The sequence below is a fragment of the Acinetobacter sp. 10FS3-1 genome (genome assembly GCF_013343215.1).
GTDB lineage: Bacteria > Pseudomonadota > Gammaproteobacteria > Pseudomonadales > Moraxellaceae > Acinetobacter > Acinetobacter lwoffii_C.
The window spans coordinates 1,451,547-1,471,036 of record NZ_CP039143.1 but is presented as its reverse complement, the minus strand read 5'-3'; the positions used below and the strand labels follow the sequence as shown (position 1 = coordinate 1,471,036).

Annotated in this window: 13 protein-coding genes, 2 tRNA genes, 3 rRNA genes and 2 pseudogenes; 6 read left to right on the top strand and 14 right to left on the bottom strand. The window is 43.6% G+C overall.

Going from position 1 to position 19,490, the window contains the following annotated elements; all coding sequences use genetic code 11:
- Window positions 1-311: 311 nt before the first annotated feature.
- Window positions 312-979: pseudogene (locus E5Y90_RS06980) on the top strand (IS30 family transposase); the annotation flags it as partial.
- Window positions 980-1,148: 169 nt separating this feature from the next.
- Here the strand turns inward: E5Y90_RS06980 and rrf are convergent.
- The 9 genes and pseudogenes from rrf to ftsY all read right to left on the bottom strand — a co-directional run bounded on the left by rrf (window position 1,149) and on the right by ftsY (window position 10,579).
- Window positions 1,149-1,263: ribosomal RNA gene (rrf, locus tag E5Y90_RS06975) — 5S ribosomal RNA — on the bottom strand.
- 190 nt (window positions 1,264-1,453) lie between these two features.
- Window positions 1,454-4,346: ribosomal RNA gene (locus tag E5Y90_RS06970) — 23S ribosomal RNA — on the bottom strand.
- 346 nt (window positions 4,347-4,692) lie between these two features.
- Window positions 4,693-4,768 (bottom strand) — tRNA-Ala (locus E5Y90_RS06965).
- 68 nt (window positions 4,769-4,836) lie between these two features.
- Window positions 4,837-4,913 (bottom strand) — tRNA-Ile (locus E5Y90_RS06960).
- Window positions 4,914-4,972: 59 nt separating this feature from the next.
- Window positions 4,973-6,513 (bottom strand): 16S ribosomal RNA (locus E5Y90_RS06955).
- Together the 16S, 23S and 5S rRNA genes with 2 tRNA genes alongside form the textbook arrangement of a ribosomal RNA operon.
- 466 nt (window positions 6,514-6,979) lie before the next feature.
- Complete coding sequence (locus tag E5Y90_RS06950; protein ID WP_174659798.1) at window positions 6,980-7,648, bottom strand: DUF2057 family protein; 669 nt, start codon at window positions 7,646-7,648, stop codon at window positions 6,980-6,982.
- Between the two features lie 173 nt (window positions 7,649-7,821).
- Window positions 7,822-8,415: a nitroreductase family protein gene (locus E5Y90_RS06945; RefSeq protein ID WP_151203123.1), complete on the bottom strand. Its 594-nt coding sequence runs from the start codon at window positions 8,413-8,415 to the stop codon at window positions 7,822-7,824.
- Between the two features lie 183 nt (window positions 8,416-8,598).
- Window positions 8,599-9,287, bottom strand: a pseudogene (locus E5Y90_RS06940) (nitroreductase family protein).
- A 176-nt stretch (window positions 9,288-9,463) separates the two neighbouring features.
- On the bottom strand, window positions 9,464-10,579 hold the full coding sequence (gene ftsY / locus E5Y90_RS06935; protein ID WP_151203125.1) for a signal recognition particle-docking protein FtsY: 1,116 nt from the start codon (window positions 10,577-10,579) through the stop codon (window positions 9,464-9,466).
- 175 nt (window positions 10,580-10,754) lie between these two features.
- On the opposite strand from ftsY, the gene E5Y90_RS06930 reads away from it, so the two are divergent.
- Together E5Y90_RS06930 and E5Y90_RS06925 are read left to right on the top strand one after the other, a co-directional pair.
- Entirely contained in the window at window positions 10,755-12,152 is a 1,398-nt protein-coding gene (locus E5Y90_RS06930; RefSeq protein ID WP_174659797.1) for a M16 family metallopeptidase, read from the top strand.
- Between the two features lie 8 nt (window positions 12,153-12,160).
- Entirely contained in the window at window positions 12,161-13,663 is a 1,503-nt protein-coding gene (locus E5Y90_RS06925) for a M16 family metallopeptidase (RefSeq protein WP_174660577.1), read from the top strand.
- Here the strand turns inward: E5Y90_RS06925 and E5Y90_RS06920 are convergent.
- Both E5Y90_RS06920 and E5Y90_RS06915 read right to left on the bottom strand, forming a co-directional pair.
- Window positions 13,660-13,983, bottom strand: a complete 324-nt coding sequence (locus E5Y90_RS06920; protein WP_174659796.1) for a hypothetical protein — start codon at window positions 13,981-13,983, stop codon at window positions 13,660-13,662. The two genes, E5Y90_RS06925 and E5Y90_RS06920, sit on opposite strands and share 4 nt — an antisense overlap.
- A 96-nt stretch (window positions 13,984-14,079) precedes the next feature.
- Window positions 14,080-14,439 carry a hypothetical protein gene (locus E5Y90_RS06915; protein WP_151203129.1) on the bottom strand — a complete coding sequence of 120 codons (360 nt, stop codon included), beginning with the start codon at window positions 14,437-14,439 and terminating at the stop codon, window positions 14,080-14,082.
- 225 nt (window positions 14,440-14,664) lie between these two features.
- Between E5Y90_RS06915 and E5Y90_RS06910 the strand changes: the two genes are divergently transcribed.
- From E5Y90_RS06910 to E5Y90_RS06900, 3 genes are all read left to right on the top strand, one after another.
- Entirely contained in the window at window positions 14,665-14,898 is a 234-nt protein-coding gene (locus tag E5Y90_RS06910) for a hypothetical protein (RefSeq protein WP_151203130.1), read from the top strand.
- 152 nt (window positions 14,899-15,050) lie between these two features.
- Window positions 15,051-15,446: a DUF2750 domain-containing protein gene (locus tag E5Y90_RS06905; protein ID WP_151203131.1), complete on the top strand. Its 396-nt coding sequence runs from the start codon at window positions 15,051-15,053 to the stop codon at window positions 15,444-15,446.
- 101 nt (window positions 15,447-15,547) lie between these two features.
- Window positions 15,548-15,979, top strand: coding sequence for a CBS domain-containing protein (locus E5Y90_RS06900; protein ID WP_174659795.1), 432 nt, complete (start codon window positions 15,548-15,550; stop codon window positions 15,977-15,979).
- A 128-nt stretch (window positions 15,980-16,107) separates the two neighbouring features.
- On the opposite strand, the gene trpB is transcribed toward E5Y90_RS06900, so the two are convergent.
- The 3 genes from trpB to E5Y90_RS06885 form a co-directional block, all read right to left on the bottom strand.
- On the bottom strand, window positions 16,108-17,316 hold the full coding sequence (gene trpB, locus E5Y90_RS06895) for a tryptophan synthase subunit beta (RefSeq protein ID WP_174659794.1): 1,209 nt from the start codon (window positions 17,314-17,316) through the stop codon (window positions 16,108-16,110).
- Between the two features lie 109 nt (window positions 17,317-17,425).
- The gene (locus E5Y90_RS06890; protein ID WP_174659793.1) at window positions 17,426-18,613 is read right to left on the bottom strand and encodes a vWA domain-containing protein; all 1,188 of its coding nucleotides are present in this window, start codon (window positions 18,611-18,613) and stop codon (window positions 17,426-17,428) included.
- A gap of 12 nt (window positions 18,614-18,625) precedes the next feature.
- Window positions 18,626-19,477, bottom strand: a complete 852-nt coding sequence (locus E5Y90_RS06885) for an AAA family ATPase (RefSeq protein ID WP_174659792.1) — start codon at window positions 19,475-19,477, stop codon at window positions 18,626-18,628.
- Window positions 19,478-19,490 lie beyond the last annotated feature (13 nt).

Below are 19,490 nucleotides of genomic sequence, written 5' to 3'. Positions count from 1 at the left end.
AATTCCTAAGCAGTTTAATACGAGCCAGAACAACAATAGCTCTCTTGATAATAACTTCTTTTCTTTAAAAGAAAACAAACTCTTATATAAATTTAAATTATTAATTTGGATGAAGATCAATTCCAACTACTTATCCGTATTACAACTACAAACTCAATTTTGGTTTTTATTGATGAGTTAATTATAGTTTTTAAATTTTTCAATCTATGCAGATTCAAGTCACAAGTGTGACACATTTGTAGTTTGTTGAAAAAGTTAGGGGCATTCATAGAATCATTAGACTTTTTTAACTCGCAATTGGAAAGCACACAATGAAGAAATGCACTCAACTTTATCAAGATGATAAGATACGAAATTTATCCAACTTTAAAAAGTAAAAGTTTAATCGCTACGCTTGCTCGACTTAGGACGTTCACGATCAACCATCTATCCTGAATTAAAAAGAAATACTGGGCAATGTGGATATAGAGCTCAACAAGCAGCAAAATTTGCAAATCAAAGACAGTATCATCCTTCATCACAAATAATTGTGTTTACTTTCGCTTATGTTGATTATTTGATTGGCTCAAACTAGTCACCTGAAAAAATTTCAGGTGCTTTAACATAATGGGATTGATTAGATGTACCTTTACAGGAGTGGATTTAACAGTACATTTATCAAAATAAATCAAAAGGCGCTAAACTTCATCTTCATTTAAGATATCAAAAAAATATCGTAAACATGGCTATAGAAATACCGATATTAGAGGATAAGTTTTTGATAAAACTAGCATTCAGTGCCGAGATGAGGTTGTTGATCAACGACAATGTTTAGGAGACCTCGGAGGTGATACTGTAATAGGTAAGAATTATCAGGGAGTATTCTTAACTTTGGTTGAACTCAGAAAATACGAATGGTCTGATCAGACAATATCTGCCAAAATCATCATCGTTTAATGGCGTGTCAAACCAACAAATAGAGCAGATAGAATTTGCACTATATTCCCCTAGCAGATGTATCTGATAATTAGTCTGGATAGATATAATACTATATCTCTAGTTGAGTGCTGCGGATGACTCATATAGATAACGATGTAATTCTTTTATTTCTTTTCTTTTTATAAAAAAAGAAATCCCCCTGCTTTTTAGCAGGGGGATTTTGAATAATGAGCTGGCGATGACTTACTCTCACATGGGTAACCCCACACTACCATCAGCGCAAAGAGGTTTCACTTCTGAGTTCGGGAAGGGATCAGGTGGTTCACTCTTGCTATGGTCGCCAGCACAACTGTTTATGGACTTGTTCGGGTCTTATCTGACTGCTTTTGCAGTGTTTGCCTTACTTGGTACCAAATAGAATACATTAACAGGGATATCTGAGTTGAATATTGTCGTACTAACGAGCTTCTGAATCAAGCTGTTTTGCTGGATATCGAATCAATTGCGCTTTATACAACAACTGTTTGGGTGTTGTATAGTCAAGCCTCACGAGCAATTAGTACTGGTCAGCTTCATGTATCGCTACACTTCCACATCCAGCCTATCAACGTCGTAGTCTTCAACGGCTCTTTAGGAGACATAAAGTCTCGGGGAAATCTTATCTTGAGGTAGGCTTCCCGCTTAGATGCTTTCAGCGGTTATCCCTTCCGAACATAGCTACCCGGCGATGCCACTGGCGTGACAACCGGTACACCAGAGGTTCGTCCACTCTGGTCCTCTCGTACTAGGAGCAGATCCTCTCAAATTTCCAACGCCCACGGTAGATAGGGACCGAACTGTCTCACGACGTTCTAAACCCAGCTCGCGTACCTCTTTAAATGGCGAACAGCCATACCCTTGGGACCTGCTTCAGCCCCAGGATGAGATGAGCCGACATCGAGGTGCCAAACACCGCCGTCGATATGAACTCTTGGGCGGTATCAGCCTGTTATCCCCAGAGTACCTTTTATCCGTTGAGCGATGGCCCTTCCATACAGAACCACCGGATCACTAAGACCTACTTTCGTACCTGCTCGACTTGTTGGTCTCGCAGTTAAGCGCGCTTTTGCCTTTATACTCTACGCGTGATTTCCGACCACGCTGAGCGCACCTTCGTACTCCTCCGTTACTCTTTAGGAGGAGACCGCCCCAGTCAAACTACCCACCAGACATGGTCCTCGTCCCGGATCACGGGACAGAGTTAGAACCTCAATATTACCAGGGTGGTATTTCAAGGATGGCTCCATGGCAACTGGCGTCGCCACTTCAAAGCCTCCCACCTATCCTACACAGGTAAGATCAAAGTTCAATGTCAAGCTGCAGTAAAGGTTCACGGGGTCTTTCCGTCTAGCCGCGGGTACACCGCATCTTCACGGCGAATTCGATTTCACTGAGCCTCTGCTGGAGACAGCGCCGCCATCATTATGCCATTCGTGCAGGTCGGAACTTACCCGACAAGGAATTTCGCTACCTTAGGACCGTTATAGTTACGGCCGCCGTTTACTGGGGCTTCGATCAAGAGCTTCGCTTACGCTAACCCCATCAATTAACCTTCCAGCACCGGGCAGGCATCACACCCTATACGTCCACTTTCGTGTTTGCAGAGTGCTATGTTTTTAATAAACAGTTGCAGCGGCCTGGTTTCTGAGGCTGCCAGCAGCTCAAGGAGCAAGTCCTATCACCACCGGCAGCGTACCTTCTCCCGAAGTTACGGTACCATTTTGCCTAGTTCCTTCAGCAGAGTTCTCTCAAGCGCTTTGGTCTACTCGACCTGACCACCTGTGTCGGTTTCGGGTACGATTCCTGTGTAACTGAAGCTTAGAGACTTTTCCTGGAAGCATAGTATCAGCCACTTCACCAGTAAACTGGCTTGCTATCAGTTCTCAGCATAGAGCACCCCGGATTTGCCTAAGATGCATGCCTACAACCTTTCACCTGGACAACCAACGCCAGGCTGACTTAACTTACTCCGTCCTCTCATCGCATTACACAGAAGTATTGGAATATTAACCAATTTCCCATCGACTACGCCTCTCGGCCTCGCCTTAGGGGTCGACTCACCCAGCCCCGATTAACGTTGGACTGGAACCCTTGGTCTTTCAGCGAACGGGTTTTTCACCCGTTTTATCGTTACTCACGTCAGCATTCGCACTTCTGATACCTCCAGCAGACTTCTCAATCCACCTTCATCGGCTTACAGAACGCTCCCCTACCACTTACGCATAAGCGTAAATCCGCAGCTTCGGTACTATATTTTAGCCCCGTTACATCTTCCGCGCAGGCCGACTCGACTAGTGAGCTATTACGCTTTCTTTAAAGGGTGGCTGCTTCTAAGCCAACCTCCTAGCTGTCTATGCCTTCCCACATCGTTTCCCACTTAATATAGATTTAGGGACCTTAGCTGGCGGTCTGGATTGTTTTCCTCTTGACTACGGACGTTAGCACCCGCAGTCTGTCTCCCGGATAGTACTCATTGGTATTCGGAGTTTGCATCGGTTTGGTAAGTCGGGATGACCCCCTAGCCGAAACAGTGCTCTACCCCCAATGGTATTCGTCCGAGGCGCTACCTAAATAGCTTTCGGGGAGAACCAGCTATCACCGAGTTTGATTAGCCTTTCACCCCTATCCACAAGTCATCCCCCGGCTTTTCAACGACGGTGGGTTCGGTCCTCCAGTTAGTGTTACCCAACCTTCAACCTGCTCATGGATAGATCACCCGGTTTCGGGTCTATACCCAGCAACTAAAACGCCCTATTAAGACTCGATTTCTCTACGGCTCCCCTATTCGGTTAACCTCGCTACTGAATATAAGTCGCTGACCCATTATACAAAAGGTACGCAGTCACCGAACAAGTCGGCTCCCACTGCTTGTATGCATGCGGTTTCAGGATCTATTTCACTCCCCTCACAGGGGTTCTTTTCGCCTTTCCCTCACGGTACTGGTTCACTATCGGTCAGTCAGGAGTATTTAGCCTTGGAGGATGGTCCCCCCATATTCAGACAAGGTTTCACGTGCCTCGCCCTACTCGACATCATTATCTAAGCCCTTTCGTGTACAGGACTATCACCCACTATGGTTGCACTTCCCAGAGCATTCCACTAAAACTTAGATAACTTAATGGGCTCTTCCCCTTTCGCTCGCCGCTACTGAGGGAATCTCAATTGATTTCTTTTCCTACGGGTACTGAGATGTTTCACTTCCCCGCGTTCGCCTCAATAACCTATGTATTCAGTTATTGATACCTACCTTATGGTAAGTGGGTTTCCCCATTCAGACATCTCCGGATCACAGGATATTTGCCGCCTCCCCGGAGCTTTTCGCAGGCTATCACGTCTTTCATCGCCTCTGACTGCCAAGGCATCCACCACATGCACTTAATTACTTGACTATACAACCCCAAACAGTCGTTCATCCCTACAAGCAGGATGAGCAACATGATTAACCAATCTCTCAGTCAATCACACAGTTGGCGTTTGTGCACTTAAGCACTGTACAGCTTCAATTAGATTCATATACCAAAACGCTTGATTCAGTTAATTTCGCTAGTTCTCATTTCAAGTACAGTCATTAACAGGTAATAAATTACTGTTAACTTCCGTTCTATCTATGAGTATGAACAAATTATTTCAACTCAAATATATGCTGTTAATGATTTTTCTAGCCTTCGTCAGGTCTAGAAACTGTGATAAATCACAGAGGTTAACAAGTATAAACTTACTAAGCTCTATAATCTATGGTGGAGACTAGGAGAGTCGAACTCCTGACCTCCTGCGTGCAAAGCAGGCGCTCTACCAACTAAGCTAAGTCCCCAGCTTATCATTTAGATTTAATGTTTCTGATTCTCTGTCTTACTCTGCAATTGCTTGCTTCGTCAGTAGTGGTGGGTCTGACAAGACTTGAACTTGTGACCCCACGCTTATCAAGCGTGTGCTCTAACCAACTGAGCTACAGACCCTCAGATACATCAATGAAGAACAACTTGTTGTGGATTCTTACCAATCGTCAATCTTTCGTTAAGGAGGTGATCCAGCCGCAGGTTCCCCTACGGCTACCTTGTTACGACTTCACCCCAGTCATTGGCCACACCGTGGTGAACGTCCTCCCGAGGGTTAGACTATCCACTTCTGGTGCAACAAACTCCCATGGTGTGACGGGCGGTGTGTACAAGGCCCGGGAACGTATTCACCGCGGCATTCTGATCCGCGATTACTAGCGATTCCGACTTCATGGAGTCGAGTTGCAGACTCCAATCCGGACTACGATCGGCTTTTTGAGATTAGCATCACATCGCTGTGTAGCAACCCTTTGTACCGACCATTGTAGCACGTGTGTAGCCCTGGCCGTAAGGGCCATGATGACTTGACGTCGTCCCCGCCTTCCTCCAGTTTGTCACTGGCAGTATCCTTAAAGTTCCCACCCGAAGTGCTGGCAAATAAGGAAAAGGGTTGCGCTCGTTGCGGGACTTAACCCAACATCTCACGACACGAGCTGACGACAGCCATGCAGCACCTGTATCAGAGTTCCCGAAGGCACCAATCCATCTCTGGAAAGTTCTCTGTATGTCAAGGCCAGGTAAGGTTCTTCGCGTTGCATCGAATTAAACCACATGCTCCACCGCTTGTGCGGGCCCCCGTCAATTCATTTGAGTTTTAGTCTTGCGACCGTACTCCCCAGGCGGTCTACTTATCGCGTTAGCTGCGCCACTAAAGCCTCAAAGGCCCCAACGGCTAGTAGACATCGTTTACGGCATGGACTACCAGGGTATCTAATCCTGTTTGCTCCCCATGCTTTCGCACCTCAGCGTCAGTATTAGGCCAGATGGCTGCCTTCGCCATCGGTATTCCTCCAGATCTCTACGCATTTCACCGCTACACCTGGAATTCTACCATCCTCTCCTATACTCTAGCCCCCCAGTATCGAATGCAATTCCCAAGTTAAGCTCGGGGATTTCACATCCGACTTAAAGAGCCGCCTACGCGCGCTTTACGCCCAGTAAATCCGATTAACGCTCGCACCCTCTGTATTACCGCGGCTGCTGGCACAGAGTTAGCCGGTGCTTATTCTGCGAGTAACGTCCAGCACTCCTGGGTATTAACCAGGGTACTCTCCTCCTCGCTTAAAGTGCTTTACAACCAAAAGGCCTTCTTCACACACGCGGCATGGCTGGATCAGGGTTCCCCCCATTGTCCAATATTCCCCACTGCTGCCTCCCGTAGGAGTCTGGGCCGTGTCTCAGTCCCAGTGTGACGGATCATCCTCTCAGACCCGTTACAGATCGTCGCCTTGGTAGGCCTTTACCCCACCAACTAGCTAATCTGACTTAGGCTCATCTATTAGCGCAAGGTCACAAGTGATCCCCTGCTTTCCCCCGTAGGGCGTATGCGGTATTAGCGCTCCTTTCGGAACGTTGTCCCCCACTAATAGGCAGATTCCTAAGTATTACTCACCCGTCCGCCGCTAGGTTCCAGTAGCAAGCTACCTTCGCCCCGCTCGACTTGCATGTGTTAAGCCTGCCGCCAGCGTTCAATCTGAGCCATGATCAAACTCTTCAGTTTAAAATCAGTAGTGCCTAAAGGACACCAATCTTGGCTCATCAATTTTCTGACAAATTCTCTCAAATAAACTTCGAGTAATTTAAACCAATCAATCAATGATAATATTTCGATTAATCAACCAGTAAAAATCCACACAAGTTGTTCTTCATAATCTCTTAATGATCTTCTTAAAACTTCGTCAGCTTTAAGTCCAACTTAATGACTTAACTTTTCGTTTAGTGCATTGCGTTGGTGTGCTGCGTATTTTATACAGTTTCAAAACGAGCGCAAGTGCTTTTCTTAAAAATATTCAAAAAACGCCACTGCCTGCTTATTTTTTAATCCGAAAGGTTATTTTTAACACTTTTTTAGAGTTTTTCTAGCTACTTCTGCATTTAAAGTTTAAGCAAATGTGAATTTTCTCAAACTTCTTAAATAAAAAAGGATCAAAATTACTGTTGATCCTTATCTCCTAACTCCTAAAAGCTTAATTAGCCTGTTCAGCAAACCACGCCATGAATTTCTGGCGTTCACTCTTAGATGCTTTTTTCCATAACTCAATCATTTGCTGATCACTACTGCTATTTAGAGCTGAACTTTGTTGAGCTGATACCGTTGTAACCACAGGTTTAGCTGTATGTTGTGTATATACAGCTGCGGGTTGATTGACTGGTATTGTAACCTCCCCTCCACTTAAGTCGGTGGCATTATCCAAAACTCTACCTCCAAACCATCGTTTAGAAGAGGCTTTTGCTCCTGCTTGCTGAACCAATAGTTGCTGATTAGCATTATATAAACCGATAATAGGTTGATCTTTATACGCTTTCGCTTCATCAAAATCTTGTGGTGCATTAATTAAGGCCAAGTTATAAGCCTCGCCATCTTTTAATTCTGGAGTTTTGATCGTTACCACGCCCGATTTTAAAATATCATGTGAACTATCATGATGTTCAAAGAACTCATTATAGCGAGCGCTAATCGTATTCACGCCCGGATCAATTTTATAAGTCTGATTTGAACGTAATAAGCCTGAATTTACCTTCTGATCATTCACCGCAACAATTTTAATTTCTTCAGGTACAGTTAAAGTGACCATTGAAAAAGCTGACGTACTGCCAAGTAATGCCATTGTCACTGCTGTGATACGTAAACCCATACTCTCTACTCATTGAATGATTCTTAAAAGTTCAGTTGCACTATGCCGTGTATAAATGTCAACTTTATGACAAACATTTCATTTATATTGCAGTTGCATCAATCTGGAGATTTTAGAAACGACAAATATAAAAAAAGAAGCAACAATGTGCTTCTTTTTAGCTTTCCACCCAATTATGCAAAAATTTTAAAGCGATCAGCATCATCTATAAAGGTTTTTTCACCCGCTGGCGCTTCGATTGAACCAAAGACCAACTGAGCACGCAGCTTCCAATTAGATGGCACATTAAAAGTTTTGGCAACTTCTTCATCAATAATTGGATTATAGTGTTGCAAGGAAGCCCCAATATTTCTTTCTGCTAATGCTGTCCAGGTTGCGAACTGAGCAATACCCGTAGAATGTTCTGACCAGTCTGGAAAGTGATCTGCATAGAGTGCAAACTGTTCTTGCAGAGATTTTATGATATCTTGATCTTCATAAAATAATGCTGTGCCATAACCTGCTGCAAAACCGTTAATTTTGGTATTGGTACCTTCAAAAGCCTCAGCAGATATGAGATCACGTAAGGTTTCGCGAACAATATTCCAGAACTTTTCATGTGACTCACCGAACAGAATCACGACACGTGAAGTTTGGGAGTTAAAAGCTGACGGGCTATGCTTGACTGCATCTTTAATAATGTTTTCAATTTCTGCCTGTTCCAGGCTCACGTTTTTACCAATTGCATAAATAGTACGACGTTGTTTGATCTCATTTAAAAATGCCATGAATCCACCTTTATCTATTCTGTTTATTAAAATCAATAAAGCCATCTTAGGCATTTTTCTGCTTTTAAACAGCCTTATTTCAATAACAATGCGTTTTATTTATAGAACATTCTTTATAGCACTAAAATTGATGAATTGTATCTAGCGCCTTGGCCCCTTCGTCTTGCTTGACATAATTTAAATTTAGCTAAAAACCTGGAAAAATTCCTGCTCCGGCTGCTTTACTTTTTCTGCGATAGTTTCTTCAATTGAACCAAAACATAATTGAGCTCGCAGCAGCCAGTTTAGATCTATTTGAAAATGCTCACCAACCCGGCGATCAATCTGCGGGTTATAATGCTGTAGTGAAGCCCCCACGCCAGCAGATGCAAGAGCCGTCCAGGCTGCGTATGCACCATACCTGAACTTTGCTCGGACCAGACCGGAAAGTCTTCTGCGCTGAATGGCACTTTCTTTTGTAGCTGCTGAATCACTTGCTGATCTTCATAAAACAAGATCGTCCCCAAGGCATTTCGGCACTGATTTAGCTTAACTTCAACACCTTCATAAATCTGGGGAGGTACATACTGTCGTTGTACATCTTTTACAATATCCCAGAACTGATGATGTGAATCACTAAATAACACCACGACTCGCGCAGTTTGAGCATTATATGCAGAAGGACAACTTTTTACGGCTTCCTCAATCAGTTCGGTCAGATAAGCCTGACTATGCTGCACCCGTTTTCCTAATTGATAGATACTACGGCGTTTTTTTAACTGTTCAACAAATGGTATCTGCTGATGTTCAGATATTTTTTGTTTTCTTGAAATTTTAAAATCTTTAGTTAAATCGGTTGTTAATACATGACCAATCTTGTTAAGCAATGCCATCTTATCCCCCAAAGCCCGAGCTACATTACATCTGGCAAATCCCCTACAATTATAATGGCTTTAAGTCAGCAGATTAGTTTTCTGAAATTTCTAGTGTTGTTTTTTAAAACACTTAATTTCTTTAAAAACAATAAACTCCGCATTTAGCGGAGTTTATGTGATGCAGCCTGCATTCCTTATTTTTCAGTTTCAAAAAGCGCAGCTACAAAAGACTTGGCCGAGAAAGGACGTAAGTCATCAATTTTCTCACCCACCCCAATAAAACGAATGGGTACATGAGTGCGGCTAGCGATATTAAACAACACCCCACCTTTAGCTGTACCATCGAGTTTGGTGATGGTTAAGCCAGTTAAGCCGACCGCTTCATCAAACATTTCAACCTGGTTAATCGCATTTTGACCTGTACCGGCATCGACCACCAGCATGACTTCATGAGGTGCAGTCGCATCGATTTTTTGCATAACACGTTTTACTTTGGTCAACTCCTGCATCAAGTGACCTTTGTTATGCAAACGTCCGGCAGTATCAGCAATCAACACGTCCACACCTTTGGCACGTGCACTTTCAAATGCATCGAAAATGACAGAGGCAGAGTCAGCACCATGACCTTGGGCCACAACCTGAATATTATTACGCTCACCCCAGATTTGTAATTGCTCGGTTGCCGCAGCACGGAAAGTATCGCCCGCCGCCAGCATGACTTTTTTACCTTCACCTTGCAAACGTTTTGCCAGCTTACCGATAGTTGTAGTTTTACCTACGCCATTCACCCCCACCACCAAAATCACATATGGTGATTTGTTCGGATCAATGTGCAGAGGCTTGACACGTGGCGCCAGTAAAGCCACCAGTTCTTCCTGAAGTGCCTTATAAAGTGAATGTGAATAAATCAGATCACCACGTGCAGTACGTTCCGTCAGGTTGGCAATAATTGTTTTAGTGGCTTCTACTCCAATATCTGCCACTAATAACTGCTCTTCGACTTCCTCTAATAGCTCATCATCAATTTCTTTACCACCAATCAGGATATTCACCATACCATCCGCAAGGTTTTTACGGGTCTTGGTTAATCCTTCTTTCATCCGACTAAAGAAACCACCTTTTGCAGCAGATTCTTCTGCCTGAACGTCCTCTGTTCCAGGTGTCGATGGGAGGGTCTCACTGCCCTGTGTCTCTACTGATGCTTCTACAATCGGCACATTAACCGCAGGTAAACTCGGTAATGTGACATCATCATCTCCGATATCAGCATCAATCAAAAATTTGTTTTGCCCAGTAGATTGCTGTTGCATGCCGAATCCTTGAAAAGCATTGCGTTAAAAAATAGGATTCTACCATAACTTGGGCCTTTTTGAGCTAGCAATCCAATCGCCCAACAAAGACAGCAAAAAGTTACAAGCTGTGGTTGCTTTCAGTCCGACATTTATTAAAAATAACGATAAATACAAATATATTCAGGAAGATCGAGTGTTCAACTCCCGACTTACCACTTCCTCTTATTTTAAATTACTCAGACAGAGTTTTTATCCTGTCGCCACTCTTCTCATAAGTTTGGGTTTAACCCAAGCTTATGCTCAAACCAGCAGTGAACTTTCACGTACGACTTTTGAAACCACTTTAAGCAATGGTTTAAAAGTGATTATCCGGGAAGATCATCGCGCGCCCATGGTGATGACCCATATCTGGTACAAAGTAGGCAGCTCAGACGAATCCGGCAATATTCTGGGTGTATCTCATGTCCTGGAACATATGATGTTCAAAGGCACAACCAAGGTTCCCAATGATGAATTTACTCGCCTTAGCCGACTCTATGGTGGCAGCATCAATGCAGCGACCTTTACCAATTACACCAATTATTATCAGCTTTATCCCAAAGCCTACTTTCCCTTAGCGCTGGAACTTGAAGCTGATCGCATGAGTAATCTTTTATTAAGGCAACAGGACTTCGAACCTGAAATCAAAGTAGTCATGGAAGAACGGCGCCAACGCACCGAAGACAATCCTCGCGCACGTGCTTTTGAACGCTTTAAATGGATTAGTTATCCCACCAGTCATTATCGCCAGCCAGTGATTGGCCATATGAAAACTTTGAATAATATTCAGTTAAATGATGTGAAAAAATGGTATCGGGACTGGTATACACCCAACAATGCCATTCTGGTGATTGTCGGAGATGTTGAATCAGAAGCTGCATTGCATCAGGTACAAAAATATTTTGGCGATATTCCTTCACGCCCTACACCAGCCCGTAATGATGTGCTGGAATTTGAACAGCCGGGCTATCGGCATATGGAAATAACCACCGATGTACAGGTACCAAACCTGTATATGACCTGGAATGTAAAGTCTCTGGCGAGTGCCAAAAATCCCCAAGATGCCTATACCCTCAGTATTATTCGCAGCCTGCTGGATAGTGGGATTTCTTCACGCTTGCAGGATCGTTTAGTACGTGATCGCAAAGTCTTGACCTCTGTTAGCGCCACTTATGATCCTTATAATCGCGGCGACAGTATTTTTGGGATTTCAGCTTTGCCAGCCCCTGACATTTCTCTGGGAGAAGCACAAACAGCCATTCAGCAGGAAATTGAACTGTTAAAAACTCAAATAGTTTCCACACAGGAACTTGAACGCATCAGCACGCGCTTTATCTCCAGTTTAATCTACAGCCAGGATGATATTGGCGGGCAGGCAAAAATCATAGGCAATCTGGAGGTCAACGGTTTAAGTTACCGCCTGATTGATGCATTACCCACACACTATGCAAGTGTCAGTGCCGAAGATATCCAGCATGTAGCAAATACCTACTTTGTGCGTGACAATCTGAGTACGCTCTACATTATGCCTGAACAGAAAAGCCAACAATAATGACGTATATGCCTTCTATTCGCTGTTTTCTTTTGCTAGTCAGTGTGAGTTTTAGTCCTGCTCTGTGGGCAGAAAGTTATTTAAATGCCGAAGTTGGTGTAAACAACTTGCCTGATCAGTTGACATCAGTTCCACTATTACAAAGTTTAAAGAAGCTGAATTTAGAACAGACCTTTCAGGCACCTCATATTCATGATCTCAACAATCGTTACAAGGTACGCACCCTGTTTGTAGAAACTCGAGATCTGCCGATGGTCGATATTCAGCTGACTTTTAATGCGGGCGCAGCACGTGATCAGGAAATTGCACCCGGCTTATACGGACTATCAAATATGGCAGCCAAGTTGATGCGTGAAGGTACAGAAGATTATACCGCCAATCAGATTGCTGCCGTACTTGATCAGGCTGGTGCACAATTGAGTATGCAAGCTTATCGGGATATGTTCATTATCCGTTTACGTTCACTATCCGATCCTCAAAAGCTGGAACCTGCCTTAAGCATGATGATGGAAATACTGAATCATGCCTCCTTTAAAAGCTCCAGTATTAACCTTGTCTTAAGTAATACCCAGGTGGGCCAGAAACAGCTACAAGAAAATCCAAGCCGCTTAATGAACATCCGTTTCTACCGTACACTTTATGGTAAACACCCATATGCAGAACCAATTAGTGGGACGCAAGGCAGTACCAAAAAAATAACAGCCGACTTGTTAAAAAAATTTCGTGATCAGTTTGTGGTCGCACAGAATATGAATATTGCGATTACCGGAAAACTCACTCCAAAACAGGCATTAAATTTATCAGAACGCATTGCAGGCAACATACGGCAAGGTTCAAAAGCTGCACCTTTACCTGAACCTGAACTCAAAACTGGTCTGGAGGTGGTACATTTACCCTATCAGTCTTCGCAGGCGTATGTCATTTTCGGGCATTTAGGACCAACACGCTCTAGTGAAGACCGTCTGGCGCTTGAAGTCGCCAACCGGATGTTTGGCGGCGGAGGCTTTAACTCGGTCTTGATGCAGGAGTTACGCATCAAACGAGGCTTTACTTATAGTGCCAGCAGCTCCTTTACTTTTAGTCAGGCACCGGGGGTATTTAGTTTTCAATATTCTACCCGGCAGGATCAACTGCTGGAGAGCATACAAGTCGCGCATCGGGCATTTATTGATTTTGTCCGGCAACCTATTGATCAAAAGCGCCTGGAGGAAACCAAGGCCGGCATGTTGCGCGCCTTTCCTAACAACTACAGCAGCAATGCAACCATTAATGCCCAGTTGGGCACAATGGGCTTTTATGGTGAGAAAGCAGATTATTTATCTAGCTATCCTGAGCAGCTCAGCAAAATCAGTGCAAGGGATGTACAAGATTCAGTGCGCAAACATTTACATCCGGAAAATGTCAGTCTGGTGATAGTCAGCAAGGAACTGGACAGTGCTCAACTAAAAATGCACCTGCAACACAATCTGCTTGAGACCCGTTCTGGTGAAGCAATATCCAGTAAAAACTAGGGATTTTCTAGAGAGATTGGTGGCAGCTGATGTGCACGTAAAGACTCTCGCTGATAGGCTTGCATCAGTTTTAGATATTGTCCTCGGGAAATCTGCTCTTGCTTTAATAGCAGCTGTGCCATGTCCTGGGTTTGTGGCAAGTAATGTTGCTCAGACAAGTGCAGCAACTGATTCAACTGCGCCGCTGTTAAAGGACGATACAATGCAAAGGTGGCTAAAGCTAAAATCACCACAACAATAAAAATCACAACCGTATTATAAATTTGTTCAAGCTGAATCTTGCTGAAAAAATCACTAATCTTTTTGCTGTCTATAGCCATACACTACCTCAAGTTAAAAGTAGTGTATGGCTGCAGTTACTGAAGTTCAAGTCATGAATCCGAATATCCATCACCTGCTGAAATGCTATACAGCGATTAATTCAGCCGCTCAAACACACTCCAGGCAATGACAAACGCTACCAGAGCAAGCACCAGGAAAATTGCAAATTTGCTTAGACCTGCCTCTGCTTCTGGTGGATGCCAGCGGTCTTCTGTTGCAATTCGAACCAGTTCAGTATTGTAGAGTTTATAAAACTGTGCTCGCTGATTCTCATCCAGGGCACGGGTGAAATCATAAACTTCTTTACGCTGAGCCAGACCAAAATGCCCTAAATGTGCATGCCTGTCATAAATCACATTATCGAGTTTCTGGCGATGTAAGTCTGCAAGCTGGAGGACCTGACCAGCTGTAGGTGGCATGTCAAAAGTAATACCATCCAATATTCTTGTGCTCATCATTTTTCTCCTTTCTTGTTTCTTGTCTTATTAAAATTTATACTATTAAAAATTATAAGTGTGTATAGTTTAATCATGTAAACTATAATACTGATAACAAAGCTTCAACAATAATTGACTTTTCAATCATTCTGTAATATTAGTTTAATAATACTTAGCTATACTTGTATGTAGACTTAGTTAAAGTCGATCCTGTAATCATAATTAAAATTAAGGAGTTTTTATATGATACAACAAATCTCTCAACATGACTTAGAGCATCTGTATGCTGATGCAGTCAATACGATCCAATCACAAATGAACTTTGTAGATGCAGTCAAACAACTAGAAGATGCAGCGCGTGCTGGTCATGGTAAAGCAGCTCTCTTTTTAGCAGAACTGTATTATCAGGGTTTTCGTGTAGAACGGGATTCTCTTAAAGCCCAGTACTGGCAGAGTATGGCCACGATGCAAGCATAAAAAAACGTCACCTCGGTGGCGTTTTTTTCACCTTATATTTCAATAAACTACTAACACTTACATACTTTATTACGATTGCTTGCAAAGCTGAAACAGTAATTTCATACAGATTTCCTAAAATAGCACCCAAGTCCAATACGTACTTTACTCTAATGACAATACCTAAGCTGACCTATCCCAATCTTATTCAGTACAATCCGATCTGCAAAAAAAATTTGCTGAAAGTGACTATGCTCAAATCCCTGATGTACTGTGGCATCCTGTGGGGCGTCTATCATCAGGGTTGGGCCATGATGCGGGATCATGAGGATTGTATCTTTCCATTTTGGCTTAACCCTTTAGATGCTAAAAATTATGCCAAACAGCACTGGCCAAATTATGAGCCACGCAAAATCAATTCAGAGGATTTTGAGAACAATCTGCTGCCTACCCTAACGCGCCTTAATGTAATTCCTGCTCTATGTAATCCAAACGGATCAAAACTGAAATTAACTACAGAACAGATGCGTTATTTATTTTTTTCTCAACAGAGACTGCACATTGCCTGAATAACATGTTATTTATAAAGACTAAACTAAGAAGTAACTAGCGATAATCAGTTTATATTTCTTCTAAAACCAATAATAAATGAACGAAAGGATCCAATAGAATGACCAATGTGGCACAAGTACTCAAAGCCAAAGTACACCAGATAATTTATACCATTCATCCAGATGCAACCGTACTAGAAGCCATCACTCTAATGGCAGATAAAGGAATTGGTGCAGTGGTCGTGACTCAGGAAGACAAAGTGGTCGGCATTCTGTCAGAGCGGGATTACACTCGTAAAATTGCCCTTATGCAAAGATCTTCTGTCGATACAACGGTGAATGAAATTATGACGCCTAAAGTGATTACTGTAACTACAGGCAGCACAGTCGAAAACTGTCTGGAGCTGATGACTGATCATCATTTACGTCACCTGCCTGTGGTTGAAAATGAAAAGCTAATAGGCCTGATTTCAATTGGTGATCTGGTCAAAGCAACCATGGAAGATCAACGGCAATTGATTGATCAACTACAACAATATATTTCGGGTTAAGCTTTCTTTAAGGTATTCAAAGAAATCTCATTCCAACTATTCATTATTGGCTTGTAATGATTTTAAGATGATGAGATATAAAAAAAGATCCCAGCACTAGGCTGGGATCTTTAGCTGAACTCAGGCTATTAATTTAAGCCCAGTTTCTCTGCAACATAGTCTGAATCTTTATCACCACGGCCAGACAGGTTCACCACAACTTTTGTCTCTTTTGACAGCTTGCCCGCTTCACGAATCGCCCAGGCAACTGCATGTGAGCTTTCCAAAGCCGGAACAATTCCTTCCACACGTGACAAGGTCATAAAGGCATCCAGGCATTCCTGATCTGTCGCTGTAGTGTATTCTACCCGACCCAAATCCTTAAGCAGGCTATGCTGCGGACCCACACCCGGATAATCCAGGCCTGAGGCAATTGAATGCACAGGCAAAGGCTCACCTTGTTCATCTTCCAGTACATAACAGGCCATACCATGTAACTGGCTCGGCTTACCCAAAGTCAAGGTTGCTGAATGCATATCGGTATTCAGACCATGACCTGCCGGTTCCACTCCAATCAGTTTGACTTCGGGATTATTTAAAAAAGCACTAAATGCACCTACAGCATTTGAACCGCCGCCGACACAGGCAACCACATAATCCGGGTTTGCACCAAAACGCTCATACGTTTGAACTTTAATTTCTTCACCAATAATGGACTGGAAATCACGCACCATCATTGGGAATGGATGTGGCCCTACCACAGAACCAATCGCATAAATAAAGTTTTTCGGATCTTTTAAATATTCCTCAAAGGCACTATCAACCGCATCTTTTAAAGTTGCGGTACCACGAGTCACAGTCACCAGATGAGCACCCAGAATTTTCATTTTGACAACGTTTGGATGTTCTTTTTCGATGTCCACCTGTCCCATGTGGATTTCACATGGAATACCAACCAAGGCACATGCCGTAGCCAGTGCCACACCATGCTGGCCTGCTCCGGTTTCAGCAATGACTTTGGTCTTTCCCATATATTTGGCTAAAAGTGCCTCACCCAGACAGTGATTGATTTTATGAGCACCAGTATGGTTCAGGTCTTCGCGTTTTAAATAGATCTGCGCACCGCCCAATTGCTCAGAGAGACGCTTGGCGTGAAATAAAGGACTCGGACGGCCTACATAATGAGCAAACAGCTCTTTCAGTTCATTTTGAAATTCTTCAGTCTGGCGAATTTCCTGATAGGCAACATTAATATCATTCATGGCCTGTTTTAAATCAGGCGGAATGAACTGACCACCATATTGGCCAAAGAAGCCTTCTTCATTTGGCAGCGCAATGCCATTAATTTGATGATTCATAGCAATCCTTAACTGTGAAATATAGATGAGCACTCAATTGCTTTACTTTATAAGCGTGAAAGCAACAACTTGAGCAATCAAAACTTAAACCATTGATATAAAAACTAAATTAACGGGTCAGATATTTGGTCATATCTTCAATACCCTTTAAGGTCATCGGGAACATATGCCCCTCAAAGATTTGCCTGATGAGTCCGATGGTATGGGTGTAATGCCAGTATCTTTCTTCTTCCGGATTGAGCCAGGCGGTTTTATCGAAATGCTGACGCAGTCGCTGTAACCAGACCTGTCCGGCCTCGTCATTCATATATTCAACTGAGCCGCCTACCGAATTCAATTCATAAGGCGCCATACTGGCATCACCCACCACAATTACCCGATAGTCTCGGCCATAAGTATTGAACAGATCCCAGGTATTCATGCGTGAACTGGAACGCCGAACATTATCTTTCCAGACGTAGTCATACAGACAGTTATGGAAATAGAAATATTCAAGGGTCTTAAATTCGGTCTTGGCTGCACTAAACAGCTTTTCACACTGGGCAATGTGCGCATCCATGGAACCACCGATATCAAACAGCATCAGTACTTTAATACGGTTACGGCGCTCTGGTACCAGTTGTACATCCAGAATGCCCTGCTTGGCTGTTTCACGAATCGTACCATCAATATCCAGCTCTTCCGCTGCACCCTGACGGGCAAATTTACGCAAACGGCGTAGCGCCATTTGCATTTGCCGGCTACCCAGAAGCTGGTCATCATCCAGATTACGATATTGACGCTGCTCCCAGACTTTTACCGCAGAGCGTTTACGCCCTGGCCCGCCAATCCGCACACCTTCCGGATGATCACCATAGGCACCAAAGGGAGAAGTCCCACCCGTGCCAATCATTTTGTTACCACCCTGATGTTTTTTATGCTGTTCGCGCAGACGCTCTTCCAGCATTTTCATCAGCTCTTCCAGCGAACCGGCTTTCTTCAGCTCTTCACGCTGTTCAGGTGTCAGATGCTTTTCCAGTAATTCCAGGTCAAACCAGTCTTTAGGCAGTTTGTGCACCTGATTCAACAGCTCATCCAGATCAAAGGTTGAAATACCATCAAAATAGTCTTTCATGGCGCGATCAAACTTGTCGAAATAGCGCTCATCTTTAACCATGATAGTTTTGGCCAGCTGATAGAATTCATCCTGATCAGCAAAGACAATTCCGGCAGCTACTGCCTGATTCAGGTCAATCAGTTCACGGGTCGAAACCGGCACACCATAGCGGCGCAAGGTATAAAACAGTCGCACAAACATGCCTGTTTCCCCCTAACGGCGTGACATAAAGGCTAGACGCTCAAGCAGCTGTACATCCTGCTCGTTTTTGATGAGTGCGCCGTAGAGTGGCGGAATGGCTTTGGTTTTATCAGCATTACGCAGCACATCTTCCGGCATGTCATCGGCCATGAGCAGGCTGAGCCAGTCAATCAGTTCAGAGGTTGAAGGTGGTTTTTTTAAACCGGGAATCTGACGTAATTTAAAGAAAACTTGTAAAGCTTCATTCACCAATGTGGCAGAGATATTCTCGAAATGCACATCGATGATTTCGCGCATGGTGGCTTCATCCGGGAATTCGATATAGTGGAAGAAACAACGGCGCAGAAATGCATCTGGCAATTCTTTTTCATTATTTGAGGTAATGATGACGATTGGACGCTGGGTCGCAGTAATGGTCTCGCCAGTTTCGTAAACATAGAACGACATTTTATCGAGTTCATGCAACAAGTCATTTGGAAACTCGATATCGGCCTTGTCAATTTCATCAATCAGCAGAACACAGCGCTCTTCACTGGTAAAAGCTTCCCAGAGTTTACCTGGTTTGATGTAGTTTTTAATATCATAGACCCGGTCATCACCCAGCTGGCTATCACGCAAACGAGAAACTGCATCATATTCATACAATCCCTGTTGTGCCTTGGTGGTCGACTTGATATGCCAGGTAATCAGCCTCAATCCCAAACTGTGTGCCACCTGTTCAGCCAGCAGGGTTTTACCGGTCCCCGGCTCACCTTTTACCAGTAAAGGCTTTTGCAAACTACGCGCAGCTTTTACGGCCAGCTTTAGACTGTCAGTCGCAATGTACTGATCTGTACCTGAAAATTGTTGAATATCAGCAGACATGATTTAACCTTAT